22 protein-coding genes are annotated in these 25710 nt (G+C 70.8%); 8 read left to right on the forward strand and 14 right to left on the reverse strand.

Features of this window, described 5'->3' with window-relative positions:
- Positions 1-107 precede the first annotated feature (107 nt).
- From ACEN96_RS16840 to ACEN96_RS16860, 5 genes are all read left to right on the forward strand, one after another.
- The gene (locus tag ACEN96_RS16840; protein ID WP_495584238.1) at positions 108-1229 is read left to right on the forward strand and encodes a glycosyltransferase family 4 protein; all 1122 of its coding nucleotides are present in this window, start codon (positions 108-110) and stop codon (positions 1227-1229) included.
- Entirely contained in the window at positions 1229-1975 is a 747-nt protein-coding gene (locus ACEN96_RS16845; RefSeq protein ID WP_495584239.1) for a DUF5672 family protein, read from the forward strand. Before ACEN96_RS16840 ends, ACEN96_RS16845 begins: the two co-directional genes overlap by 1 nt.
- A 62-nt stretch (positions 1976-2037) precedes the next feature.
- Positions 2038-3045, forward strand: coding sequence for a hypothetical protein (locus ACEN96_RS16850; protein ID WP_495584240.1), 1008 nt, complete (start codon positions 2038-2040; stop codon positions 3043-3045).
- Between the two features lie 152 nt (positions 3046-3197).
- Entirely contained in the window at positions 3198-4775 is a 1578-nt protein-coding gene (locus ACEN96_RS16855) for a methyl-accepting chemotaxis protein (RefSeq protein ID WP_495584241.1), read from the forward strand.
- A 188-nt stretch (positions 4776-4963) separates the two neighbouring features.
- Positions 4964-5188 (forward strand): hypothetical protein, encoded by a 225-nt coding sequence (locus ACEN96_RS16860; protein ID WP_495584242.1) that lies wholly within the window; start codon positions 4964-4966, stop codon positions 5186-5188.
- 18 nt (positions 5189-5206) lie between these two features.
- Here ACEN96_RS16860 and ACEN96_RS16865 read toward each other — a convergent pair whose 3' ends face one another.
- The 3 genes from ACEN96_RS16865 to ACEN96_RS16875 form a co-directional block, all read right to left on the reverse strand.
- Positions 5207-5827, reverse strand: coding sequence for a hypothetical protein (locus ACEN96_RS16865; RefSeq protein ID WP_495584243.1), 621 nt, complete (start codon positions 5825-5827; stop codon positions 5207-5209).
- On the reverse strand, positions 5817-7175 hold the full coding sequence (locus ACEN96_RS16870; protein ID WP_495584244.1) for a hypothetical protein: 1359 nt from the start codon (positions 7173-7175) through the stop codon (positions 5817-5819). Before ACEN96_RS16870 ends, ACEN96_RS16865 begins: the two co-directional genes overlap by 11 nt.
- Before the next feature lie 62 nt (positions 7176-7237).
- Entirely contained in the window at positions 7238-8263 is a 1026-nt protein-coding gene (locus ACEN96_RS16875) for a phospholipase (protein ID WP_495584245.1), read from the reverse strand.
- 317 nt (positions 8264-8580) lie between these two features.
- Between ACEN96_RS16875 and ACEN96_RS16880 the strand changes: the two genes are divergently transcribed.
- Together ACEN96_RS16880 and ACEN96_RS16885 are read left to right on the forward strand one after the other, a co-directional pair.
- The gene (locus ACEN96_RS16880) at positions 8581-9714 is read left to right on the forward strand and encodes a glycine zipper domain-containing protein (RefSeq protein ID WP_495584246.1); all 1134 of its coding nucleotides are present in this window, start codon (positions 8581-8583) and stop codon (positions 9712-9714) included.
- Positions 9715-9739: 25 nt separating this feature from the next.
- Positions 9740-10399, forward strand: a complete 660-nt coding sequence (locus tag ACEN96_RS16885) for a hypothetical protein (RefSeq protein WP_495584247.1) — start codon at positions 9740-9742, stop codon at positions 10397-10399.
- Here the strand turns inward: ACEN96_RS16885 and ACEN96_RS16890 are convergent.
- From ACEN96_RS16890 to ACEN96_RS16910, 5 genes are all read right to left on the reverse strand, one after another.
- Complete coding sequence (locus ACEN96_RS16890; RefSeq protein ID WP_495584248.1) at positions 10338-11588, reverse strand: patatin-like phospholipase family protein; 1251 nt, start codon at positions 11586-11588, stop codon at positions 10338-10340. The two genes, ACEN96_RS16885 and ACEN96_RS16890, sit on opposite strands and share 62 nt — an antisense overlap.
- 77 nt (positions 11589-11665) lie before the next feature.
- Complete coding sequence (locus ACEN96_RS16895; RefSeq protein WP_495584249.1) at positions 11666-12697, reverse strand: TRAP transporter substrate-binding protein; 1032 nt, start codon at positions 12695-12697, stop codon at positions 11666-11668.
- A gap of 71 nt (positions 12698-12768) precedes the next feature.
- Positions 12769-14061, reverse strand: a complete 1293-nt coding sequence (locus tag ACEN96_RS16900; protein WP_495584250.1) for a TRAP transporter large permease — start codon at positions 14059-14061, stop codon at positions 12769-12771.
- A 13-nt stretch (positions 14062-14074) separates the two neighbouring features.
- Positions 14075-14596: a TRAP transporter small permease gene (locus ACEN96_RS16905; protein ID WP_495584251.1), complete on the reverse strand. Its 522-nt coding sequence runs from the start codon at positions 14594-14596 to the stop codon at positions 14075-14077.
- Positions 14593-15132 carry a gluconokinase gene (locus ACEN96_RS16910; RefSeq protein WP_495584252.1) on the reverse strand — a complete coding sequence of 180 codons (540 nt, stop codon included), beginning with the start codon at positions 15130-15132 and terminating at the stop codon, positions 14593-14595. Before ACEN96_RS16910 ends, ACEN96_RS16905 begins: the two co-directional genes overlap by 4 nt.
- Before the next feature lie 245 nt (positions 15133-15377).
- Between ACEN96_RS16910 and gntR the strand changes: the two genes are divergently transcribed.
- A complete protein-coding gene (gene gntR, locus ACEN96_RS16915) occupies positions 15378-16400 on the forward strand; it encodes an HTH-type transcriptional regulator GntR (RefSeq protein ID WP_495584253.1) in 1023 nt (340 codons plus the stop codon).
- Positions 16401-16434: 34 nt separating this feature from the next.
- Here gntR and ACEN96_RS16920 read toward each other — a convergent pair whose 3' ends face one another.
- From ACEN96_RS16920 to rpoS, 6 genes are all read right to left on the reverse strand, one after another.
- Entirely contained in the window at positions 16435-17073 is a 639-nt protein-coding gene (locus ACEN96_RS16920) for a hypothetical protein (protein WP_495584254.1), read from the reverse strand.
- A gap of 139 nt (positions 17074-17212) precedes the next feature.
- Entirely contained in the window at positions 17213-20476 is a 3264-nt protein-coding gene (locus ACEN96_RS16925) for an efflux RND transporter permease subunit (RefSeq protein WP_495584255.1), read from the reverse strand.
- 15 nt (positions 20477-20491) lie between these two features.
- The gene (locus tag ACEN96_RS16930; RefSeq protein ID WP_495584256.1) at positions 20492-21646 is read right to left on the reverse strand and encodes an efflux RND transporter periplasmic adaptor subunit; all 1155 of its coding nucleotides are present in this window, start codon (positions 21644-21646) and stop codon (positions 20492-20494) included.
- A gap of 201 nt (positions 21647-21847) precedes the next feature.
- Positions 21848-22957, reverse strand: coding sequence for a chorismate synthase (gene aroC / locus ACEN96_RS16935; RefSeq protein ID WP_495584257.1), 1110 nt, complete (start codon positions 22955-22957; stop codon positions 21848-21850).
- Positions 22958-23051: 94 nt separating this feature from the next.
- A complete protein-coding gene (rlmD, locus tag ACEN96_RS16940) occupies positions 23052-24509 on the reverse strand; it encodes a 23S rRNA (uracil(1939)-C(5))-methyltransferase RlmD (protein WP_495584258.1) in 1458 nt (485 codons plus the stop codon).
- 53 nt (positions 24510-24562) lie between these two features.
- Positions 24563-25690, reverse strand: a complete 1128-nt coding sequence (rpoS, locus tag ACEN96_RS16945) for an RNA polymerase sigma factor RpoS (protein ID WP_495584259.1) — start codon at positions 25688-25690, stop codon at positions 24563-24565.
- Positions 25691-25710: the final 20 nt, after the last annotated feature.

A 25710-nucleotide genomic window follows, 5' to 3' on the forward strand; every position in this document is an offset into this window, starting at 1 on the left:
TCGCCCCGGAGTAGGCCGTCCCTGTCCCCCTTATCCGCGCATGCCCCGGGCCCCCTGGGGACACAATCGGCCGGATGAAGACACTCTGCATCGAAGGCTGGCGGGGGGTGAACCACTCCATCGCGATGGTCAACCAGAACCAGATCCTGGAGATGGTGAAGGACCCGCGGTTCGAGCTGTTCCACAAGGACGCGCCGTTCTTCATGCCGCATTGGGACAAGGGCAAGCTGGACTCCGGCTTCGCGCCCGAGGAGCGCGCCATCATCGACGCCCTGCCCGATCCCGGTGACCGCGTCATGGACCTGCGCCTGCGCATCGCCTCGCCGGTGCGGCTGGGCGATCCGGCCGCGGCGCGCCGCAACGCGACCTTCGTGGTCACCGAGTTCGGCCTCTCGGGCAAGAGCTTCGATCCGCCCGAGATGGCGCCGTCCGCGCTGACCCAGGGCGACGATTTCGTCGTCACGCCGACGCGCTGGTCCAAGGCGCGGCTGGTGGACTACGGCTTCGACGCGGACAAGGTCCAGGTCGTGCCGCACGGCTACAAGACCGACACCTTCTTCCCGATGACGTCCGAGCAGCGCCAGGCCGCGCGCGCGGCGCTGGGCCTGCAGCCGCACGAGACCGTGTTCGCCAACGTCGGCGTCGCGACCTGGAACAAGGGCATCGACCTGCTGCTGCTGGCCTTCGCCGAGCTGCGCCTGCAGGGCCTGCCGGTGCGGCTGATCCTCAAGGACCACCAGGGGCTGTACGGCATCGGCGTCGAGCGCCTGTTCGGCGAGCTCGCCGCGCGGGCGCCGCAGCTCAATTCGCCGCAGGTGCGCGACGGCATCTCCATCCTGTCGACCAGCCTGAACCTGCCGCAGCTGCGCTCGCTGTACGCGCTCTCCGACGCCTATGTCTCGCCCTACCGGGCCGAGGGCTTCAACCTGCCGGTGCTGGAGGCGATGGGCTGCGGCACGCACGTGATCGTCAGCGGCGGCGGCGCCACCGACGACTTCACGCCGCCCGAGCTCTGCCATCGCCTGCACACCCGCCCCGGCACCGATGCAGACGCGCCGCAGCCGGTGGGCGCCTTCGTCGTGCCCGACCTGGACGACCTGCGCGAGGCGATGCTGCAGGTCGTCGAGCAACGCCTGACCCCGGCGCCGCGCCGCGAGGCCGCCCGCCAGCGCTTGGCGCAGCGCTTCTCGTGGGGCACGGTGACCCGGCAGCTGCTGGACCTGATGTGATGAGCGCCAGGCCCAGCATCGCCGTCGCCATCGTCGACACCGACCTGCATGTGCTGGCGCGCCAGGCGCTGCTGCACAGCATGCGGCTGATGGAACAGCAGGGGCTGCCGTTCAGCCAGGTGCTGATCTACTCGGACCGGCCCGAGCTGTGGCCCGGCCTGCCGGTGATCCCGGTGCCGACGCTGCGCTCGATCAACGACTACAACCTGATCATCACGCGCCAGCTGGCCGAGCACCTGAGCGCCGACCACGTGCTGGTGATCCAGTACGACGGCTTCGTGCTCAACGCCGATCAGTTCTCGCCGCATTTCCTGCATTACGACTACATCGGCGCGCCCTGGCCCAACTACGAGGACAACAACGTCGGCAACGGCGGCTTCTCGTGGCGGTCGCGGCGCCTGGTGCACGCGGTGGCGCAGCTGGACTATCCCGATCCGGCCGAGGCCGAGGACCTCTTCATCTGCCGCACCATGCGCGGGGCGCTGGAGCGCGCCGGCTGCCGCTTCGCGCCGCAGGCGATCGCCTCGCACTTCTCGGTGGAGTTCCCGTCGGTGCCCTACCCGACCTTCGGCTTCCACGGCATCTTCCACCTGCCCAGCGTCTACCGCGAGATGCCGGACTTCCTGCTGGACCACCTCTCCGACCGCATCGTCAAGAGCCGCAGCGGCTTCCTGCTGCCGGGGCTGCAGGCGGTCGCGCCCGAGGCCGCGCTCAAGCTCCAGGCGCGCCTGGCGGCGCTGGCCTGATCCCGGCGACGACTCCCAAGAAAGCCCAAGAAGGCCCGCGAAAGCCCCCCGAAAGCCCCCAAATGAACGCGAAGAAACAGATCGTCATCCTGATCCCCCACGGCGTGCAGACCGGCGGCCCGGAGGCGTTGCACCAGCTGTCGGACTCGCTGATCCGCCAGGGCCACGACGCGCGCGTCTGGTACGTGCTGCCCACCGACCTGCCCGCGATCGACGAGCTGCAGCGCCGCAACGGCCTGACCGCCGGCACGGCGCTCAAGCTGCAGCCCCGGCCCAACACGGTGGCCGACTACCAGAAGTACCAGGTGCGCCTGGCCGAGGAGATCGCGATGACGCCGGACACCTGCGTCGTCCTGGCCGAGACCTACGTGCACTGGCTGCGCTACTTCCAGCCCTGCACGCCGATGGTGTGGTGGCTCAGCATCGACAACGCCTTCGAGTACCTGGCGGTCAACCGGATCAACATGAACCTGCTGCGCAGCGAGCGGGTGCTGCACACCTACCAGTCGAGCTACGCGCACGACGTGATCCGCGCGCTGGGCTGCGCGCGGACGCTGCCGCTGTCGGACTACACGCCCGGCAAGCCGGTCGCCGCGGAAGGCGAGCCGGCGCTCGATCCGGCCGCCAAGACCGACATCGCGCTGAACGCCAACCACAAGGTGATCTACGACGTGGGCGCGATCGCCGCGCGGCTGGAGCGCGAGAACGGCTGCAAGGTGCACCTGATCCGCGGCCTGACCCGCGCGCAGGTCTATGACGCGCTGGACCGCAGCAAGCTGTTCATCGACCTGGGCAACTTCCCCGGCAAGGACCGGCTGGCCCGCGAGGCGCTGATGCGCGACTGCTGCGTCTTCGCGCTGGACGTGGGCGCGGCGCGCGACTATGCGCTGCCCGGCGAGTGCTACTTCAAGCCGGACCAGGTCGACCAGATCTTCGCCGGCGCCGGCGAGCTGATGCGCCAGTACGGGCTCTACCTGGAGCTCTCGCGCCCCGCGCAGCAGGCGGTGCAGCGCGAGCGGATGATCTTCGAGCGCGAGGTCGCCGGCCTGGCGCACGCCTTCGGGGCCTGATTCCGCCGGGTCCATCGGCCGTTCCTCGATCGATGTAGGCATTTCCCTCACGCGCGAATCCGCGCTGGCTGCCTTGAGAACTCCCTGGCCGCCGCCGAAGATGAGATTTGGCACCGGCATCAGCGTGCCCGCATCCGTCAGGGGGAAACACCATGAATTTTTCGAGCCTCAAGGTCAAGACCAAACTCTGGGCCGGCTTCGGCCTGATGGCGTTGATCGTGGTCGCCGTGTCGGCGGAGGCGCTGCATCAGCTGGACCAGTCCAGCACGCGCGTCGAGAACTACCTGCATGGCGTCGCGGCCCGCGAGCGGCTGGTGATCGCGGTGCAGTCGGCGGCCAAGTCCCGCGCCATCGCCGCGCGCAACCTGGTCCTGGTGACCACGCCACAGGACCGCGCGATGGAGCTGGACGCGGTCACCAGGTCCCATGAGGAGGTCAAGCAGTCCCTGGGCAAGCTCAAGGAGCATCTGGCCGGCGCGCAGGACGCGACGGCGCAGGACAAGGCGCTGTTCGACAAGGTCTCCAGCGTCGAGGAACAGTACGGCAAGGTCGCGCTCGCGATCGTCGGACTGGCCAATGAAGGCCGGCGCGACGACGCCGTCGCCAAGATGAATGCCGAGTGCCGGCCGCTGCTGGCCGCGCTGCTGACGGCCACCAGCGAGTTCATCCGCTACGAGGACGAGCGCTCCGCCGGCGAGACGCAGGCGGCCAGCGAGCTCTTCGCCACCGACCGCACGCTGCTCATCGTCACGGCCGTGCTGTCCGTGGCGATGGCGGGCCTGTTGGGCTGGCTGATCAGCCGCGCGGTGACGGCGCCGCTGAACCGGGCGATCCGCGTGGCGCAATCGGTGGCCGACGGTGATCTGCGCGAGGAGATCGAGGTCAGCGGGCGCGACGAGCTGAGCCAGCTGCTGACCGCGCTGAAGGCGATGAGCGGCAACCTTTCGGCGATGGTGTCCAACGTGCGCCAGGCCGCCGATGGCATCGCGACGGCGTCGACGCAGATCGCCAGCGGCAACCACGACCTGTCCAGCCGCACCGAATCCCAGGCCAGCGCGCTGCAGCAGACGGCCTCGTCGATGGCGCAGATGACGGAGACGGTGCAGGTCAATGCCGAGTCCTCGCGCAAGGCGACCGGCCTGGCCGACGCGGCGGCGCAGGTCGCCGGCCAGGGCGGCGAGGTGGTGCATCGCGTGATATCGACGATGGAAGCGATCACCGGCTCCAGCAAGCGGATCGGCGACATCATCGGCGTGATCGATGGCATCGCCTTCCAGACCAACATCCTGGCGCTGAACGCGGCGGTCGAGGCGGCGCGCGCCGGCGAGCAGGGCCGCGGCTTCGCGGTGGTGGCCAGCGAGGTGCGGGCCCTGGCCCAGCGCAGCGCGCAGGCGGCCAAGGAGATCAAGGTGCTGATCTCGGACAGCGTCGACAAGGTCGATGCCGGCGGGGCGCTGGTGCACGAGGCCGGCCGCACCATGGACGCGGTGCTGAACCAGGTGCGCAAGGTCACCGACCTGATGGGCGAGATCAACGCTTCCACCGAGCAGCAATCGCAGGGCATCGTGCAGGTCAACGAGGCGGTCGCGGCCATCGACCGCGGCACGCAGCAGAACGCGGCGCTGGTCGAGGAAAGCGCGGCGGCGGCCGAGAGCCTGCGCCATCAGGCGCTGGCGCTGACCGAGGCGATCTCGCGCTTCAAGGTGCGCGGCGCCCTGGCCGCGATCTGAGTGCCGGTCCAGGCCCGCGGGCCGGGGCTGGCCGCGACGCACCAACAACGGGAGCCCGCGGGCTCCCGTTTCATTTGGGGCGGCGTGCGTTCTCCGGAGCGTCCGGCCGCAACCGGACGCAACCCTCATTGAACTTGCTGCGCCGCAGCATAAAGTGGCGGGGTGTTCTTCAACTCGTGAGGTCCAGCATGAGTTCGATCGCCATGGCCGTGTTCCTCGATTCCACGCCGGGGGAGCTCGTCGAGCTGCCGCACGCCGGCTCCGGGCTCGAGCACCCCCTCGTCTTCGACAGCGCGGCGCGGGAGATCCAGCAGCTCGCCGCCGACGGCCGCGTCGAGGTCACCCAGCAGCGGGTCAAGACCGTCGGCAAGGAGACGCTGATCGAGGATCTGCAGTTCCGCCGCCTGAGCTGACCGGCGCCATCACCAAACTCAAGGCGCCGCGCCGCTCGCCGCGAGTTCCGCCTGCATCCGCGCGCGCATCTCGGCGATGCGGCGGCGCTTCTCCTCGCCCTTGGCCAGTTGCTCCGCCGGCAGGCCCATCGCGCGGCCGCGCTCGAGCTGCTGGTCGATCAGCGGTAATTCGCGGTCGGCCGCGTCGACGAAGGCCTTCTGCACCCTCTGATGACGGTCCTGCTCGCGGCGCACATAGCCCGCATGGTCGTCAAGCTGCCATGCGGGCGTCGCCGGTTCGGCTGCCGGACGCTGCACGGGCGGCGCGCGGTCGTCGCCGGCCACGCGGGCATCGGCCAGCGTCCAGGCGGCCGGCACCTCCGAAGGCGCCTGCGATGGCGGCGCCAAAGGTGCCTGCGGCGAGGAAACGTCCGGCGCCGCGGCAACGCCCTCCGAGCCGGATGCGGCGGGATCCGCTGCCTGGAGGGGCCCGGCGCCAAACCGTGGCGTCACGGGCGCCGATGGCGCCCGAGTCGGCGCGGCGGCGGCCGTGTCCCAGGCATCCGCGGGTCCGCCCATCGCGAGCCAGGCCGCCACGGCGCCGATCACCACCAGCGCCACCGCGATCTTCAGATCGACGCGTCCGCGATCAATGCGCATGTCCATGCTCCTCGCCACCCATGGGCGGCAGTTCCGGCTCGAAGGGCGAGGCCGGCGGCGTCATGTCCGGCGCCCATTGCATTCCCGCCGACGCCAGCAGCTCGCGCTGCCGGCGGCGCCACGCAGCCTCGAGCTTCTCCTGCGCGATCGCCTGTCGCGCCTCGTGGCGCACCGTCTCGCTGTCGACCGGATGGTGGCCGCGCTTCACCGCCAGTGCCTGCACCCGTTCCCAGCCATGGCCGTCGGGATGGCGGATCGCCGGTGAGGCCATGCCGGCCGGCCAGGCCTGGAGCAGGTCGAGCGCCCAGGCATCGAGCTCGGCCGCCGGCTTGGGATCGCCTAGCCGCCACGCGAGCGGCATCACTCCCGCCTGACCGCGCAGGTCGCGGGCCTCGCCGCAGGCGGCCTCCTGGCAGCGCAGATGCAGCCCATCGACCGCCTCCAGCCGCGTGAAGCGATCCAGATGCGTGCGGTAGTACGCGCCGATCTCGTCCGCCGAGACCGACGCCGCCAGCGCATCGCGCGCCGGCGCGTCGCCGTGCGGATCGCCGGTGAGCCCCTGCCAGCGCACCCAGGCGAGCTTGCGCTGCCGCGCCTGGACGACCCGGCGGACGAAGTCCAGCTCCACGCCGTTCCATCCGCTCTCGCGGCGCAGCCACTGCTCGACGAAGTGCTCGCGCAGCAGCTGACGGGCCTGCGCGCGGGCGAAGTCGAGGTCCCCCATGCGCAGCATCCGCCGCCCCTGCACGTTCTGCATCGGCCAGACGTCGGCGACGGTGATCGCGCCCGCCGGCATGCCGCCAAAGGCGCGATGCCGCAGCAGCACCAGCCGGGAGGCCGCGTCGCGCTGCCCGTCATCGAGAGCCTCGTCCAGACGCAGGCCGCCGCCCTGCCCCTGCGCCCACAGCGCCGTCCAGGCCCGCGCGTCGACGGTCACCGGCTGCTCGAGCCTGGCGCCCGTCCAGGCCCGCTCGATGCGTTCCGGCCAGATCTGCTGGAGCGTCGCGAGCCACTGCCGCCGCACGTCGACCTCCGGCGCGAAACCGACGCGGCGGCTCGCGAAGAGCGTCGCATCGCCGACCTCGCGCGCCGCCGCGTCGCCCAGCAGCAGGTCCAGCCCCAGGTAGCGCGCCAGCTCGGGCAGGGTCAGCGCCGGCTGCTCGCGGCGGGCGAGCATCAACAGCGCCTGGGCCGGCCGGCGCGGGATCGTCTGGTCGCCGAAACGCGCGACCCAGGCCGGCGCGGCCCGCGCGTCGACCGCGACGGATGCGGCCACCGGCACGGGTGCCGCGCCGGCGGGGAAGACCGCCAGGACCGCAAGGGCAGCAAGGGCCGCAAGGGCCAGCATCACGGTCCCGGATGCCCCCGGAGCGCGGACTCCGTGCCCGGCCCGAGTCGCGCGCCCGTCCCTCACAGCCGCTCAGCCGCGCGATTCAGCAGATGCACGACCATCGCGATCGCGTGCGGCACGACGACGCGTCCGACGTCGCTGCGCACCGCGTGATCGGTCGTCGACAGCACCTGGCCGCCGCGGCTGTACGAGATCTGCCCGCCCTGGCGCAGCAGCGGCCGGATGTCGGTGGCGGTGGGCGCCAGCGGCGTGTAGTCCGCCAGCGCGGCGGTCACCAGCGCGTCGTCGCCCAGCGCCTCGCTGTCGTAGTAGTCCTTGACCCAGGTCTCCCAGCCGGCGTGGTTCAGCGCCGAGGTCGTCCAGGTGTGATGCGGCTGCAGCAGGTCGGTCGTGTGCATCACGAAGCCCAAGCTCTGCACCGTCGGCCGCGCCAGGAACTGCGACCACCAGTACTGGCCGAGGTTGTCGACCGGCTGGAACGGCGCCTTCTCGAAGTCCGCGTACATCGCCGGCGTCGAGCTGCCGCCCTGGCGGTAGTTGGCCTCGGTCAGGCCGTAGGCGTTGTACTTGCTGCCGTCGCCGAACCAGCCCTTCATGCCGCCCTTGCCGTCGTCCAGGTGGTCGCCGACCAGCCACGCGGCGGCCAGGTCGTCGATGTCGCCCTTCACGGTCAGCTTGGCGTAGTTGTAGCCGCCGAAGGGGTTGCCATGGACGTCGGGGCCCTGCGTGCGGTTCTGGAAGTGCCAGTACGAGGTGTAGTTGACGATGCCCGATCCCAGTCCCCAGACCGGCGCCAGCACGCAGTCGCCGGTCATCGCGCCGCACAGGTAGGTGTCGGCGAAGTCGTCCACGTCATAGGCGCCCTGGCCGAGCTGCTCGGCGAACTGGTCGATCGTGTAGCCCGCGCGCGTGACACCGGCCAGCAGCTTGGCGTAGTTCGTGGCGCCGGCATGGCGCTGCATGTAGCGCACCGCGTCGATGGCGATGCGCCTGTGGGTCTCCTGGGCGAAGGCATTGGCCTCGATCGGCTGGGCGAGGCCGGCCGCCATGGCGGCGGTGGCGGCGAGCAACTGGACGGATCGCATCGAAGTCTCCCTGTGATGAGCCCGCGAGGGGGCGTGATGGCTGCGCGATCAGCGCACGCCGAAAGCTGGGGCGCGATGTTCGGAGGCGCTCGTGAGGCTTCCGTTAAGGGAACGCGACGGCCCGCCGCTGGTTTTCACTTGGAAACAGTCGGTGGAATCCACGCGCGGTTCGCGGCCACAGGCTAGGGCCCGGATGCGGCCAGCGACAACCGGGCCGGCCCCGGTTAGGGACGCCCCTAGCTGGGGACGGTCCCGTCTTTCACCGCCGGCCACCGCGCGATGCAATGCCAGCCAGCCCGAAACGCAAGGAGCACGCGATGCTGGCCGACGCCACCCGTACATCCAACGTCCCTTCGCCCGCGCCCGCCCCGGCGCCGGCCGCCTCGAACGTCTCGAACGCGTCCCCCGCCGTCCAGCGCGGCGAGGCCCGGGACCTGATCGCCCAGGCGGCCAACCCCAAGACCGGCGCGGTCGACACCCGGCGCCTGGCCGGCTGGGTCGCCGAGGCCAGCGTCAAGGACTTCGACGCCGCCTCGCAGGCGCATGCCTCGATCGAGAAGGAGCTGATCGCGCAGGGCCGCGTCGGCGACCTGTCGCGCTTCAACCAGGACGTGGTCACGGCGACCGCCGAACTGGCGCCCAATGGCCTGTGGGCCGCCGGCCAGGCGATGGCGAGCCAGGGCAAGAACCTGCTGATCGACAACCCCATCCTGGTCAAGCGCTGGGAGAACACCACCAGCGCCTGGACCGGCCGCAGCGGCTTCTCGTCGCCGCTGCGGGAGCTGCTGAGCTCGCACGGCATCGAGTTCAACGCCACGCCGCACGCGGCGCCGCCGAACTCGGTGGGCAAGTCGGCCGGCATCCCCAAGGCGGTGGCCAACAACACCAACGGCGCGCTGGCGCGTGACGCGATCGCCGACCGCTGGCGCGCCACCGGGCACGACGTGTCGATCGAACAGCCGCGCAACGGCGGCAGCCGGCGCGTCGACGTCGTCGCCGACACGCGGGGCGGCGATCCGCGCAACCGCACGCGCTTCGAGATCGAGTCCAAGGTCGGCTACACGTCCAAGAGCAGCACCATCGTCGAGCAGGTCGCCAAGGATGCCCAGGCGCTCGCCGAGAACCGCACGCTGCGCCAGACCGGCGTGGCGCTGGAGCGCGCCGGCAAGGTGCTGCGGCCCGTGGGCGCGGTGATGGATGCGATCGAGGTCGGCAGCGCCTTCCACGCGGATGGCAACCGGGTCGGCGAGAAGACCGGGCGCGCGGTCGCCGGCGTGGCCGGCGGCGCGCTGGGCGGCTGGGGCGGCGCGGCGACCGGCGCGGCCATCGGCACGGCGATCCTGCCGGTCGGCGGCACGGTGGTGGGCGGCCTGATCGGGGGCGCGATCGGTGCCTTCGGCGGTGACCAGCTCGCCAAGGGGGCCTTCGACACGATCAAGGGATGGTTCTGAACGCCGCGCCTGCGAAGATGGCGCGATGCTGAACTGGCTCAAGAAGATCGCCCCGCCGCCCGGGTCCACGCTCGAGCGGCGCCTGGCCGGCTACCCGGCCTACACCCTGCCCCATCCCGGGGACGGCGCGTCGCTGACGCCCGCCCAGGCGCAGGCCAACCTGGAGGCGCTGCTGACGCAGCGGGCGGCCCGGCTGGAGATCGTCGCGGCGCTGCTGCGCGACGAGGCCGGCATCGATGCCGCGCCCGCGCTGGCCGGCGCCGACCCGTCGGCCCTGCTCGACGCGCTGCATGTCTGGATGAAAGACGCGATGCCCGCGCTGCACGACCGGCACCGGGCGCTGGCGTCCACGGCGCGCTGGCTCGCCAGCCACCGGCGCGGCGACGAGCTGGTCTTCTCCTTCCTCGGCGACCTCGGGCTGCTGCTGGGCGAGCTCATCATCCTGGGCCGGCCAAACTTCCAGTGGGCGCTCGACCTGGATCCGCGCAACCGCCGCGCGAAGATGGTCAGCTGGCAGCGCCCGGTGCTGATCGCGCACCGGCCCGATGGCAGCGCCGTCGAGCTCGATCCCGAGGACGCCGTCGTCCATCGCTTCATCCAGCCGCGCGGCAGCGCGCTGGTGCTCAACGAGTGGGGCCGGATGGTCCTGGACGCGCGGGCCGGGGCGTACGACCGGGCGCTTTGACCGCCGGCTTGGCGTTGTGCACGCGGTTGGCGAGGAACACCTCGCCGATGTCCAGCGTGCTCTCGTGGCCGACATGGGCGGCGCAGGTGCCCAGCCACTTGTCGGCCGCCGTCCGGCCGAGCCCGAACAGCGTCGTCAGCAGCCCCGGATCGGTGTTGAGCTTGCTCGACGCGCCGAACGGCGCCAGGCCGTCCTCGTCGGCGATGCGGTGCAGCCGCATCTGCTTGTAATGCGTCGGATCGACGCGCCGGTCGCGCAGCAGCCGCTGCACGAAGGCGATCGCGCGCAGCTCGGCCACCAGGCTGGCGTTGAAGGTGATCTCGTTGATGCGGTCGTCGATCTCGGCCGCGGTGCGCGGGATGCCGGCGTGCTCGCGCGGATTGATCTGGATCAGCAGCACGTCGTCCGACGCGGTGCCGTAGACCAGCGGCCACAGCGCCGGATTGCCCGAATAGCCGCCATCCCAGAACGGCTCGCCGTCGATCACCACCGTCTGCGCGCCGTGCGGCAGGCAGGCCGAGGCCATCAGCGCCTCGATGCTCAGGTCCTCGCCGCTGAAGACGCGCGGCTGGCCGGTGCGCACCGAGGTGGCGACGACGAAGACCTTGACCGGTCCGTCGCGCAGCGCCTCGATGTCGACGTGACGCCGGACGATGTCGCGCAGCGGATCGAGATTGAACGGGTTCAGCTGATAGGGGCTCCACAGCCGCATCCAGGCGTCCCAGGCCGCGTAGCCGGGCCAGGCGCTGCGGTTGTAGACCCAGGCGGGGAGCTCCATGCGCGCGGCGTGGCCGGGGCCGGCCGTCTCGCCAACGGCGCCGACGACGCCGAAGCAGGCCGGCACGCCCGACACGTCCTGCCAGAAGCGCGACAGTGCCTGCCGCGCGCCGAGCGCCCCGCCCTTGGCGAAGCCGGTGGCCAGGACGGCGGCGTTCATCGCGCCGGCGCTGGTGCCGGAGACGCCGTCGGCCTGGAGCCGGCCGTCCTCGAGCAGCCGGTCCAGCACGCCCCAGGTGAAGGCGCCGTGAGAGCCGCCGCCTTGCAGCGCGAGGTCGATCAGGCGGGGAGCGGCCGACGGCTCGGCCGCCAGCCCGGTCTCGGGGACAGCCTTGGGTCGGGTGCCGGCTCTTGCCTTGGACCTGGCAGCGGTCTTGACGTTGGATGGAGCACTGGGCTTGGCGGTCGGCATGTCGGAAGGGCGCGCGGCGGCGTCCGGTGGCGGCGAAGCCCGCAGCCTACCGTGGCGGCGTGCCCCGCGTCACGCGATCACTTCCCGCCGCGCAGCTTCGCCAGCTGCTCCTGCGTCTGCGTCCACAGGTCCATGCCGACCTGCGTCGCGATGCCGGCGTTCACGCGGGTCAGCTTGTCGCGCATGCGGGCGGTCTCGGCGGGGCTCAGCTCGTTGACCGCCATCCCCTTGGCCTTGAGCTCGGCCAGCGCCTTGGCGGCCTCGTCGCGCGTGTCCTTGCGCTCGAAATCGCGGCTCTTGACCGCCGCCTGCTGAAGGATCCCCTGCTCGTCCTTGGACAGGCCGTCCCAGAATTTCTTCGACACCGTCACGATCCACGGGCTGTACACGTGGTTCGTCACCGTCAGGTACTTCTGCACCTCGTAGAACTTGGCCGACAGGATGGTGTTGTACGGGTTCTCCTGGCCATCGACGGCGTTGGTCTCCAGCGCCGTGAACAGCTCCGAGTACGGCAGCGGCACCGCGTTCGCGCCCAGTTGCTTGAAGCTGTCCAGGAACACGTTGTTCTGCATCACCCGCAGCTTGATGCCGTTCAGGTCTTCCAGCTTGTTGACCGCGTGCTTGCTGTTGGTCAGGTTGCGGAAGCCGTTCTCCCAGTAGACCAGGCCGACCAGGCCCTTCTCTGCCAGCTTGCCGCGCACCTTGTCGCCCACCGGCCCGTCCAGCAGCGCGTCGGCCTCGCGGACGTTGTTGACCAGGAAGGGCGTGTCCCACAGCGCCATCTCCTTGGCGATGCCCACCAGCGTCGCCGTCGAGCCCACCATCATCTCCTGCGCCCCGCCGATCAGCGCCTGCTGCATCTGCGTGTCCGGCCCCAGCGCCGCGCCGCCGATCGCGCGCACCCGCATCCTGCCGCCGGAGAGCTTCTGCACCTCGTCGGCGAAGACCTTGACGGCGCGGCCCTGGTTGCTGTTCTCCGCCAGGCCGTAGCCGAAGCGGATCAGGCGCGGCTTGACGTCGGCGGCGGCGGCCGGCAACGCGGCGCCCAGCGCGATCGTGGCCAGCGCGGCGGCGGCGGCCAGGGTACGGCGGCGAGTCTTGAAGCTCATGGTTGTCTCCTAGGGGGGAAAGGACTCGATTTGGACTCGATTTGGACTCGAATTCGGACTCGGATCCGGATTCAGCGCATCCAGCGGATCGGCTCCGTCACCAGCGCGGGGAAGGCGGTGAACAGCACCAGGATCAGCGTGTAGGTGATCAGGAACGGATTGACGCCCTTGATGACCTGGTGCATCGACAGCCGGCCCACGCCCGCCACGACGTTGAGCACCGTGCCCACCGGCGGCGTGATCAGGCCGATGGCGCCGTTGAGCACGAACATCAGGCCGAAGTACACCGGGTCGATGCCGGCCTTGACGGCGATCGGCAGCATCACCGGCGCGAAGATCAGGATCGTCGGCGTCAGGTCCAGCGCGGTGCCGATCACCACCAGGATCAGCATCATCAGCGCCATCAGCAGGCGCGGCGACTCGATCAGCCCGCCCAGCCAGCCGGTCAGCACGCCCGGCAGGTCGGCCAGCGTGATCATGTAGCTCGCCACCTGCGCGCCAGCGCACAGGAACATCACGATCGCCGTCGTCTTGGCCGCGCGCACCAGCACGCCATGCAGCTCGCGCAGGCCCATCTCGCGATGGACGGCGAAGCTGATCACGAGCGCGTAGAACGCCGCCACGACCGCCGCCTCGGTCGGCGTGAACACGCCGGTCTTCATGCCCCCGATGATGATCAGCGGCATCAGCAGCGCCCAGAAGGCCTTGGCGGTCGCGGTCAGGCGCTCGCGCATCGGCAGCGCGGTGCCCGGCGGCAGGTCGATCCGGCGCAGCTGCAGCTTCCACGCGATCAGCAGGCCCAGCCCCATCACCAGCCCCGGCACGATGCCCGAGATGAACAGCGCCGAGATCGAGGTGTTGGTCGTCACGCCATAGATCACGAAGGGCATCGACGGCGGAATGATGGGCGCGATGATGCCGCCCGACGCGATCAGCCCGGCGGAGGTGGCCATCGGATAGCCGTGGCGCTGCATCATCGGCAGCAGGATGGTGGCCAGCGCGGCCGTGTCGGCCAGCGCGGAGCCGCTCATGCTGGCCATCAGCACCGCCGCGCCGATCGCCACGAAGCCCAGCCCGCCCGGGATGTGCCCGACCCAGGCCTGCGCCATCTGGATGATCCGCCGGCTGATGCCGCCGGCGTTCATCAGCTCGCCGGCCAGGATGAAGAAGGGCACGGCCAGCAGCGGGAAGCTGTCGATGCCGGCCACCAGGTTCTGCGCCAGCAGCTGGGTGTCCCAGAACTCCAGCGCCCAGGCCATGCCCGCGCCGGTCAGCACCAGCGCGAAGGCCATCGGGATGCCCAGGCCCATCAGCAGCAGCATGCCGCCGGAGAAGACGATGAAGGACAGTGCCTCGTTGCTCATGGTCGTCCTGCCCTTACTCGACGTCGGACTCGTGATCGAGGTCCAGCGGCTGGTTGCGGATCAGCTCCCACAGCGCGATCACGGCGATCGCGGCGCAGGACAGCAGCGCCGGCAGCGGCAGCAGCGCGTTGGAGTAACCCAGCACCACCGAGCGGCTCTCCAGCCCCACCACGACCTGCTGCCAGGCGCCCCACCCGACCAGGCCGGCCGCGGCGATGACGGCGACGCGGATCAGCGCGGTGATCGCGCGCAGCGCCGCCGGCTTGCGCCGCAGCGGCAGCAGCAGGCTGGTGAAGGCCATGTGCTCGCCCAGCGGATAGGCCGCGGTCGCGCCGATGAAGACCATCCACACGAACAGCAGGCGCGAGAGCTCCTCGCTCGCTGCGATGCCGCTGCCGAAGCCGTAGCGCAGCACGACGTTGACGAACACGGCGAGTGCCATGACGCCGAGGCACAGGGCCATCGCGGCCTCGCTGGCGGTCTGCCAGCGCGAACGGCGCGCGGGCGCGGGGACGTCCTGATGGATGGGGGTCATGGCGCGGTCTCCTGGTTGTGCTGCGGCGCGAGCGCGTGCCGCACCTGCTCCGCCACCGGCAGCGCCGCCGGCACGGTCACGACGCCGGGCTCGCCGGTGGGCGGCTCCAGCGTGGCGAACTGGCTGTCGACCAGGCTCGCCGGAAAGATGTGGCCCGCCGCGCGGGCGGCGACCCGCTTCAGCGCCAGCGGCTTGTCGATCTCGAGGAACACGAAGCCCAGCGACGGACACGCGGCGCGCAGACGGTCCCGGTAGGCGCGCTTGAGCGCCGAGCAGCTCAGCACCACCGGTGCCTGGCCGGCGAGCAGCTCGCCGAGCCGGTCCAGCCAGCCCCAGCGGTCCTCGTCGGTGAGCGGCTGGCCGGCCTGCATCTTGGCGATCGAGGCCGGGGCGTGATGGGCGTCGCCTTCGATGAAGGGCCAGCCCAGCGCTTGCGCCAGCGCCTCGCCGACGCTGGTCTTGCCGCAGCCGGCCACGCCCATCACGACGATGGCGCGGGCAGCGGGCAAGGGGGTGGAGGCGGTCGGCGGCGTCATTGGATAGCGCTATCCCAAATGCTGAAAAGAGACGGCGATCCGGAAATTCCGGGGTCGCCGTCGAGTCCTCGTCACTGGAGGGCCACCCGCCGCGAGAGCCTTTCACACGGCGGGATAGCGCTATCTTAGGTGGTGCATCGTGGCACCAGGATAGGGATTACGCGAGGTTTCAGTGCCTCCCCCGCGCCACGCCCTGGGGCAGCGCCCGGATCCCGCGCAGGGAGGACAGCGCTATCCTCCTGCCGATGAACGCTCCCTCCCCCAGACGCCGCCGGGCCACCGGCCGCGCCACGCTGCAAGACGTCGCACGGGCGGCCGGCGTGAGCCCGATCACCGCCTCCCGCGCGCTGCGCGGCGAGCGCAGCGTCGCACCGGAGCTGGTCGAACGCGTCACCGCCGCCGTCGCGCAGCTGGGCTACATCCCCGATCCGGCGGCGCGCGCGCTGGCCTCGGCGCGCAGCAACCAGGTCGTGGTGCTCATCCCGCTGCTGTCGAACGCGCTGTTCGTCGACCTGCTCGACGCGGCGCAGCGCACGCTGCTCGCCGCCGGCTACCAGAGCCTCATCGGCGTCACCCACTACCACCCGGAGGAAGAGGAAGCGCTGCTGCGCACCTATCTGATGAACCGGCCCGCCGGACTGCTCGTCACCGGCTTCGACCGCACCGACGCGGCGCGCGCGCTGCTCCACGGCAGCGGCGTGCCCTGCGTCCATGTGATGGAGAACCGCGGCGAGCCCGGTCTCTATTCCGTCGGGTTCTCGCAGCAGGCGGCCGGCCATGCGATGACCGCCGAGCTGCTGCGGCGCGGCTACCGCCGCATCGCGTTCGCCGCGGCGCAGCTGGATCCGCGCACGCTGCAGCGCGCCGAGGGCTACCGCGCCGCGCTCGGCGCGGCCCACGATCCGGCGCTCGAGTTCATGGACTCGGCGCCGTCGTCCTTCGCGCTGGGGGCGGCGATGTTCGAGCGCGTGCTGCGGGCCGCGCCGGACGTCGACGCGATCTTCTTCAACAACGACGACCTGGCGCAGGGCGCGCTGCTGCAGGCCTTGCGCCTGGGCTTGAAGGTGCCCGAGCGCGTCGCCGTCGTCGGCTTCAACGACCTGACTGGCGGGGACCAGATGCTCCCGCCGCTGAGCACGGTGCGGACGCCTCGCGGCGACATCGGCCTGCACGCGGCCCGCATGCTGGTGGCCTTGATGCACAACGAGCCGGTGCCCGAGACCTGCGTGGACCTCGGCTTCCAGCTCGTGATGCGGGACAGCTGCTGAGCGCCTCCCGGCGCCCTTCCCTCCAGGTCTGCGTTCAGAACGGCGCGGGCCGGGTCCGGACCTGCCACTCGCCAGGCGGCCGCCAGGTGGCGCGCACGCGCAGGAGACCGAAGGGATGGCGCGTTTCGAGGCGGACGCGCGGGATCGCCTGCGAGCCGCATCTGATCGCCGGCAGCGGCATCAGCACCGAGTCCGTGGCGCGCGCCGCGACGGCCAGCCAGCGCGTGCCGCCCGGCAGCGATGGCTCGCCCAGCGTCACGGCGATGTGGCTGCGCGCACGTCCGGATGGGTTCCGGGCCGAGAGCGCGAGCATCGCGGTGTCCCCGGCGAAGCACAGCGATGGCGGCGCGACCCGCAGCCGCAAACCGCGCAGGGTCTCGATGCCCACCGCCAAGCAGGCCGTCAGCAGCCCCATCAGCGCCAGCCCGAAGGCCATCGGCAGCCAGGCGTTCGACGAGAGGCCCTGCGTCAGCAAGGGCACGGCGCAGGCCAGCAGGACCAGTGACAGCCAGGACGGGGTCACCCGCAGGTCGCGGAGTGCGAGCGTGGTCTGGGCGACCGGATCGGCGCGGCAGTCCGGCGCGGTCGCGGCGACGCACGGAGCGAGGGAGAGGGTGCGCAGCTGGCTGCGCAGCGGCAGGCGGATCGAAGGCGGCGTGGGCTGGAAGGACATCGCGGAATCGTCCAGACGTTGACGGAACGGCGACTGTCCGTCGCCGCTCCGCCTCCGCGCCATCGTCTAGACGGGTCAACCGCTGTCGTCCGCCGACCTTGCTGAGCTAGCTCCGATGAGTCAGCTCCGTCTTCAACCCTCAATCGGCGATCCCCGGCGCGGGCGTGCCCGGGGTCCCGATCACGGCGTTCCCCTCGGAGGCCGTGGCCGGTGCGGACGGCGATGCGCCGGCCGCCTCCGCCGTGAAGGTCTTGCGGCCCTTCACCAGGTAGGAATAGATCACCGGCACCACCACCAGCGTCAGGAGGGTCGACGTGATCACGCCGCCGATGATCGCGCGGCCCATCGGGGCCTGCATCTCGCCGCCCTCGTTCAGCGCGATCGCCATCGGCAGCATGCCGAACACCATCGCCGCGGTCGTCATGATGATGGGCCGCATCCGGATCAGGCCCGCCTGCAGCAGCGCCTCGGGCACCGACAGCTGCTGGTCCTTGCGCGCATGGTTGGCGAAGTCCACCAGCAGGATCGCGTTCTTCGTCACCAGGCCCATCAGCATCACCAGGCCGATCATCGAGAACACGTTCAGCGTCGTCTTCCACAGCAGCAGCGCCAGCATCACGCCGATCAGCGCCAGCGGCAGCGAGGCCATGATCGCCACCGGCTGCACGAAGCTGCCGAACTGGCTGGCCAGCACGATGTAGATGAAGATCAGCGCCAGGCCCATCGCGATCAGCAGGCCGTTGAAGGCCTCCGCCTGCTGCTTGCCGTCGCCATCGACCATGAAGCTGATGCCCGGGGGCAACTGCGTCTCCTTGATCAGCTTCTGCACGTCGGCGTTGACGTCGCCGCCCGGGCGGCCCTGCACGCCGGCATACACCGCCTCGCGGCGCTGCAGGTTCTGGCGGCGGATCACCTCGGGGTTGAACACCGGCTCGATCGTGGCGACCTGCTCCAGCGCGATCGGCGAGCCGTCCTTGGCGAACGCCACCGGCAGGCCGCGCATCTGCTCGATGCTCTGGCGCTGCGCCTTGGGCAGGCGCAGCAGCACCTCGACCTGGTTGCCGTCCGGCGTGGTCCAGTAGGTCGCGATGTCGCCGTTGACGTAGGCGCGCAGCGACGAGGCCACCTGCACCGCGTTCAAGCCCAGCTCGCGCACCGCGGAGTCGCGCAGCTTCACCGCGAAGGCCGGCAGGCCCGGCTTGACGGTGGTGTCCACGTCCACGGCGCCCTTGATCTTCCTGACCTTCTCGGCGAAGTCCTTGGCCACCTGCGTCAGCACCTCCGGGTCCGAGCCCAGGATGGTCACCCACACCGGCCGGTTGAAGCCGACGCTGACCTCGACGCCGGGGATGCGCGCGATCTCGGCGCGGATCGCGTCCTCGACCTGGGTCTGCGTCCGCTTGCGCTCCTTGCGGTCCACCAGCGCGATGTCCAGGTTGGCCTGGTTGCGGCCGGTGGCCAGCCCTTCCCCGCTGCTGCCCACGACGGTCGAGACGGTCTTGATCTCGGGGAACTTCGCCAGGATCTCCTCGACCTGGCGCACCTTGGCATCGCCCCGGTCCAGGCTGGTGGCCACCGGCATGCGCAGCGTCAGATGGGTGAAGCCCTGGTCGACCTGGGGCTGGAACTCGCTGCCCACGGCCGGCACCAGCAGGATCGCCAGCACGAAGCTGCCGATGCCCGACAGCGTCACGATGCCGCGCGGCGTGATGGTGGCCGGGCGCAGCCGGCGCGGCGCGGACTTGTCGCGCTCGCCATCGGCGCCGAACGGACGCCCGAAGGACGGCAGCACCCACAGCCGGTAGCGGCGCGGCGAGAACACCCAGCGCAGCGTCTTCTCGTAGACGGTGTGCAGCACGTCCATCGCGGCATCGGTGGCGCGGATCAGGTGGCCGATCACCGGCACCTTCTTCACGTAGGCGCTGGGCGGGTCCGGCCAGACCGAGGACAGCATCGGGTCCAGCGTGAAGCTGACGAACAGCGACACCAGCACCGCCACCGCGACGGTGATGCCGAACGGATAGAAGAACTTGCCGACGATGCCGCCCATGAACGCGACCGGCACGAACACCGCGCAGATCGCGAAGGTCGTGGCCATCACGGCCAGGCCGATCTCGTTGGTGCCGTCCTCGGCCGCCTGGTGGTGGCCCTTGCCCATGCCGACGTGGCGCACGATGTTCTCGCGCACGACGATGGCATCGTCGATCAGCAGCCCGATGCACAGGCTCAGCGCCATCATCGTCATGAAGTTCAGCGTGAAGCCGAAGGCGTAGATCGCGATGAAGCTGGAGATCACCGAGATCGGCAGCGTCAGCCCCGTGATGATGGTCGAGCGCCAGCTGTGCAGGAACAGGAACACGATCGCCACGGTCAGCAGCGCGCCCTCGATCAGCGTGTGGCGCAGGCCGTCCAGCGAGTGCTTCACGAAGTCGCTGTTGACGTAGACCAGGCGCAGCTCCATGTCCTTGGGCAGCGTCTTGCGCAGCTCCTCGACGGCGGCCTTGACGGCCTCGCCGGTGGCGACGATGTTGGCGTCCTGCTGCTTGAAGATGTTGAAGCTCACCGCCGGCTGGCCGTTGATGCGGGCGATGGAGTCGAGCTCGCGCTCGCGCTCGCTCAGCGTGCCCAGGTCGCCCAGCGTCAGCGCCAGGTCGCCGCGGCGCGCCACCACGACATTGGCGAACTGCTTCGGATCCTTGACCTTGCCCTCGACGCGCAGCATCGCGTCGTCGTAGTGGTTGGAGATCAGGCCCACCGGCGCGTCGGTGTTGGCCGCGTTCAGCGCCTTGGAGATCTCCGCCGGGGTGATGTTGTAGGCGCGCAGCCGGGTGGGATCGAGGTCGATGCGGACCTCGCGCACCGCCATGCCGCCCACGTCCACCTTGGCCACGCCCTCGACGCGGCCCAGCCGCTTGGACACGGTCAGGTCGGCCAGCATCGACAGCTCGCGCAGCGTGCGGTTGGGGCTCATCAGCGCGGCCACGATGATGGGCTGCGCGTTCTCGCCCTGGAAGCGCTGCACCATCGGCGGCTTCACGTCGCGCGGGAACTGCGCCTGCGCCATCGCGACGCGGTCGCGGATCTCCTGCATGCCGCGGTTCATGTCGGCGTTCAGCGAGAACTCGACCGAGGTCTGCACCCGGCCCTCGAAGCTGCGCGACTGCACGCGCTCGACGCCGGCGATGGTGTTGAGCGCCTCCTCCAGCGGCTTGGCCACTTCGCGCTCGACCGCCTCGGGCGAGGCGCCCGGGTACTGGATGTCGATCTGCGCGCCGGGGAAGGTGATGTCGGGCGACTGCTCGACGCCCAGCTTGGAATACGCGACCAGCCCCAGCACGCACAGCGCGACCATGACCATGGTGGCGAAGACGGGGTTGCGGATCGAGACGCGGGTCATCCACATGGTGCGGCTCCCCGGTTATTGAGCGGCGGCGCCGCTGGCGGCCGCGCTGGCGACACTGGCCTTGGGAACGCGGATCTCGGCGCGCTCCCCCTCCTTGAGGTTGTCGAAGCGCGCGCCCAGCACCTGCGACTGCGGCGTCACGCCGGCCAGGATCTCGACCCGCCCTTCCCGCGCGTCGCGCCGGCCGGTGGTGACGATGCGGCGCACCAGCGCGCCCTTGTCGATCAGCCAGACATGCTCCTGGCCGGAGACGCTGCCGATGGCCGTCGCGGGCACGGTCAGGCGCTGCTTGTCGTCGGCCAGCTCGACGCGGGCCACCGCGTACTGGCCGGCGCGGAAGCGCTCGCCCGGGTTGTCCAGCGCCAGCGTCACGCCGATCGAGCGGGTGCCCGGCTCGGCCGCCGGCGCGATGCGCGCGATGCGGGCCGTCACCGGCTCGTCGACGCCCTCGACCTTCACCTGCACCGACATGCCGGGCGAGAGCTTGCCCACCTCATGCGTGCCGACCAGGCCGGCCAGTTCCAGCTTGGACAGGTCGACGATGGTCAGCACCTGCTGCTCGGCGGCCACCTTCTCGCCGGGCAGCGTGTGGCGCTTGGCGACGATGCCGTTGATCGGCGAGATCAGCGCCGCCTGGCGCAGCAGGACCTCGCTGGTGCCCAGCTGGGCCTGCGCCGACAGCATCTGGCCGCGCGCCGACTCGAGCTGGGCGCGGGAGTTGTCCAGCGCCGTGGGCGCGATGAAGTTCTGCGACGCCAGTCCCTGATTGGCCTTGAACTGGCGTTCGGACTGCTCGTACATGGCGCGCGCGGATTCGACGCTGGCACTGCGCTCGGCGACCTTGTGGCGGAGTTCCTCCAGGTCCAGCTGGCCCAGCACCTGGCCGGCCCGCACCCGGTTGCCCTCCACGACCGCGAGGCGGTCCAGACTGCCCGACGCCTTGGCGCGGACGACCACCGTGTTGGGCGCGACCAGCGGGCCGGAGAACTCGATCACCCCGGGCATCGCGGCGAGCACCGGCTTGACGACCTCGCTGGCCTGGAATTCCAGGGCCGGCTTGCCGGCGTCCTTCTTGGGCGCGGACGCATGGCCCGCGCTCGTGGCGTACACGCCGGCACCGCCAGCCAGCACGGCCACCGCCACACCACCCAACCACCACTGCTTGCGCATGATCTCCCCCATCCGTCGACATGGGATCACCGGTCCGATGATCCTTGAATGCGGCGGAGTGTAGGAATCCCGAATTTGACCTGTGAGCGACCTGCGACGAATTGCAGTTTGCGCGTCATGGCCTGCTTTTCTCCGGGACTGAAATCCTTCGAATGAAGGACGAAATGCAGATCCAGGTGGGGGACGGACGGCGGGGAAGGCTCAGCTGGCCTCGGGCCGCCGGGCGGCGATCGCCGGGATCGGCAGCTCGACGTCCGCGCATTGCGCGCGGTCCATCAGCACGTGATCGATGACGACCAGCGCCAGCATCGCCTCGGCGATCGGCGTGGCGCGGATGCCGACGCAGGGATCGTGGCGGCCGAAGGTCTCGACGACGGTCGGCTCGCCCGCGCGGTTGATGGACGGCTTGGGCGTGCGGATCGAGCTGGTCGGCTTGATCGCGATCGACACCCGCAGGTCCTGGCCGCTGGAGATGCCGCCCAGCACGCCGCCGGCGTTGTTGCTGGCGAAGCCCTCCGGCGTCAGCGCGTCGCCATGCTCGCTGCCGCGCTGGCGCACGCTCTCGAAGCCGGCGCCGATCTCGACGCCCTTCACCGCGTTGATGCCCATCATCGCGTAGGCGATGTCGGCGTCGAGCTTGTCGAACAGCGGCTGGCCCAGGCCGGCCGGCATGCCGGTGGCCTCGACCATCAGCTTCGCGCCCACCGAGTCGCCGTCCTTGCGCAGCGCGTCCATGTAGGCTTCCAGCGCCTCGATCTGCGACGCGTTGGCGGCGAAGAACGGGTTCTGGCCGACGTGGTCCCAGCCCTCGAAGGCGACGTCGATCTCGCCGAGCGCGGTCATGCAGCCGCGGAAGCCGATGCCCAGTTCCTGCTTCAGCCACTTGCGGGCCACCGCGCCGGCCGCGACCATCGGCGCCGTCAGCCGGGCCGAGGACCGGCCGCCGCCGCGCGGATCGCGCAGGCCGTACTTGCGCCAGTAGGTGTAATCGGCGTGGCCGGGGCGGAAGGTGTCGAGGATGTTCCCGTAATCCTTGCTGCGCTGGTCCACGTTGCGGATCAGCAGGCAGATCGGCGTGCCGGTGGTCAGGCCTTCGTAGACGCCGGACAGGATCTCGACCTGGTCCGGCTCCTGGCGCTGGGTCACGTGGCGCGAGGTGCCGGGGCGGCGGCGGTCGAGCTCAGGCTGGATGTCCTCGGCCGACAGCGCCAGCCCCGGCGGGCAGCCATCGATCACGCAGCCGATGGCCGGACCGTGGCTCTCGCCGAAGTTGGTGACGCGAAACAAGCTGCCGAAAGTGCTGCCGGACATCTGGAGAACCTGCCTGGGCGGGAGAAACCGAAGTCGACGATTCTACGAGCGCGTCCCCGGAGGACGGCCCGAGATGCGCCCGCCCGCGGCCGCTTCAGGCTCCTTCAGCGATGAACTCAGCGCTCGGGTCCGGCGAGGCATCGGCGCCGGCCGCGGCCTCGCGGGCGATGCGCGCCTGTGCCGCGGGATCGCGCTCGAAGACGGCGATGCTTTCCACGTGCGCCGTGTGCGGGAACATGTTGACCGCGCCCGCCATCGTGCAGCGGTAGCCGGCCACGTGGACCAGCAGCCCCGCGTCGCGCGCCAGCGTCGACGGCGCGCACGACACGTAGACGATGCGCTCCGGCGGCGTCCAGCCCGGCGCCAGCGACGGATCCTTGACCAGCTCCGCCAGCGCCTTGACGAGCGCGAACGCGCCCTCGCGCGGCGGGTCGATCAGCCAGCGGCCGGCGGCGCCATCGGCGGCCAGCAGCTGCGGCGTCATCTCGAACAGGTTGCGCGCGACGAAGCTCGCCTTGTGATCCAGCCCGTTGCGCCTGGCGTTCTCGCGCGAGCGCTGCACCAGCGCCTCGCTGCCCTCGATGCCCAGCACCTCGCCCGCCTGCGTCGCCAGCGGCAGCGTGAAGTTGCCCAGGCCGCAGAACCAGTCGATGACGCGCTCGCCGGCCTGCACGCCCAGCAGGCGCAGCGCGCGGCCGACCAGCACCGTGTTGATGTGGTGGTTGACCTGCGTGAAGTCGGTCGGCTTGAACGGCATCAGCACGCCGAACTCCGGCAGCGTGTACGCCAGTTCCGGGCCGCCCTGATCGAGCAGGTGCACCGTCTCCGGCCCCTTGGGCTGCAGCCACCATTGCACGCCGCGCCCGGCCGCGAAGGCGCGCAGCTTGGCGAGGTCGCCCGCGCTCAGCGGCTCCAGGTGGCGCAGCACCAGCGCGATGACCTGCGTGCCGCCGGTGTCACCGATGGCGAGCTCGATCTGCGGCAGCCGGTCGCGCGCGTCCATCGAGCCGATCAGGTCGCGCAGCGGCATCAGCATCGCGCTGACCTGCTCCGGCAGCACCTTGCAGACCTGCATGTCGGCGATGTAGCGGCTCTTGCGCTCATGGAAGCCGACCAGCACGTGGCCCTTCTTCGGCACGTAGCGCACCGACAGGCGGGCGCGGTAGCGGTAGCCGGTGGCCGGCCCCTCGATCGGACGCAGCAGCGCCTCGGCCTTGACCTTGCCCAGGTGCCAGAGGTTGTCCTCCAGGACGCGCTGCTTGACCGCGACCTGCGCGGCCGGGTGCAGGTGCTGCATCTTGCAGCCGCCGCAGGCGCCCGGGTGTAGGCCGAAATGCGGGCAGACGGGACGCACGCGCTGGGAACTCTCACGGCGCATCGCCACCAGCGCGGCCTGCTCCCAGTTGTTCTTCTTGCGGCCGACGGCGACCTGGACTTCCTCGCCGGGCAAGGCGCCCTCGATGAACACCACCTTGCCTTCGCTGTTGTGGGCCACGCCCTGCGCTTCAAGGTCCAGCGATTCGACCTTCAGCCATTCCGATACGTCAGTCATGGGCGCGCATTATCCCAGCGCGGCCCGAGGGGACTGAATTCAGCCGATGGGGTTCAGAAGATGGAGTCGCGGCTGATGCCCTGCCGCATCATGTTGCGCTTGAGCTTGGCCAGCGCCTCGATCTGGATCTGGCGGATGCGTTCGCGCGTGAGGCCCAGCCGCACCGCCAGGATGTCCAGCGTCTCCGGTTCGCGGTCGGCCAGTCCGTAGCGGCCGGCGAGCACTTCGCGCTCGCGGTCGCTGAGCGAGGCCAGCCCGCTCTTGAGCAGATCCTCGAGTTCATGGCTGAGCCGGTGCCCGACGGGATCGATGGCCTGTTCATCGGCGACCAGGTCCAGCATCGATTCGCCGCCGTCGCCGTTGCGGTCGACCGGCGAATCCAGCGAGCTCGGCAGCTCCGCGTAGGCCAGCAGTTCCGCCACCTCGTCGACCGGCCGGCCCAGCGCCTGGGCCACGTCCTCGGCGCGCACCACGCCTTCGCCGCCGCGCTGCGCCGCGGCCGCCTCCAGCGCGCGGCGCGCCTTCAGCACCTGATTCAGTTCACGAACGATGTGGACCGGCAGACGCACCAGCCGCGCCTGATGCATCAGCGCGCGCTCCACCGCCTGGCGGATCCACCAACTGGCATAGGTCGAGAAGCGGAAGCCGCGTTCGGGCTCGAACTTGCCGATCGCGTGCATCAGGCCGAGGTTGCCTTCCTCGATGAGGTCGCTCATCGGCAGGCCGCGGCCCAGGTAGTTCTTCGCGATGCTGACGACCAGGCGCAGGTTGTGCTCGATCATGGCCTGACGCGCCTCGAAGTCGCCGGCGCGCGCCTTGACGGCGGTGGCGAACTCTTCCTGGGGGGTCAGCAGCGGGGTGCGGCGGATGTCGCGCAGGTAGGCCTGCAGCGCATTGGTCGCATCGCCGTCGGCGGGACCGAGATCGCCCTTGCGCGCCTTGGCGCGGCCGGCTTCCGATTCGGCGTCGCGCAGCGCGCGGACGTCGTCGTCCTCGTCGCCATCGGCGGCCGCGGCCGGAGCCGGGCCATCGGCGGCCGGCGCGAGTTCGCGCTCATCGGCCGGCTCCGCGGCGGCGTCGGCCGTGAGTTCGGGAGGGAGTTGGAAACGGCCCGGGTGGCCAGGGTGATCCAGGCCATCGGGCAGGTGTCCGTCGGAGGAAGAGGCGCGTTGCAGGTTCATGTCGCGGCGCCTCCTTGAGC

Source organism: Roseateles sp. Mitsp63 (assembly GCF_059491535.1).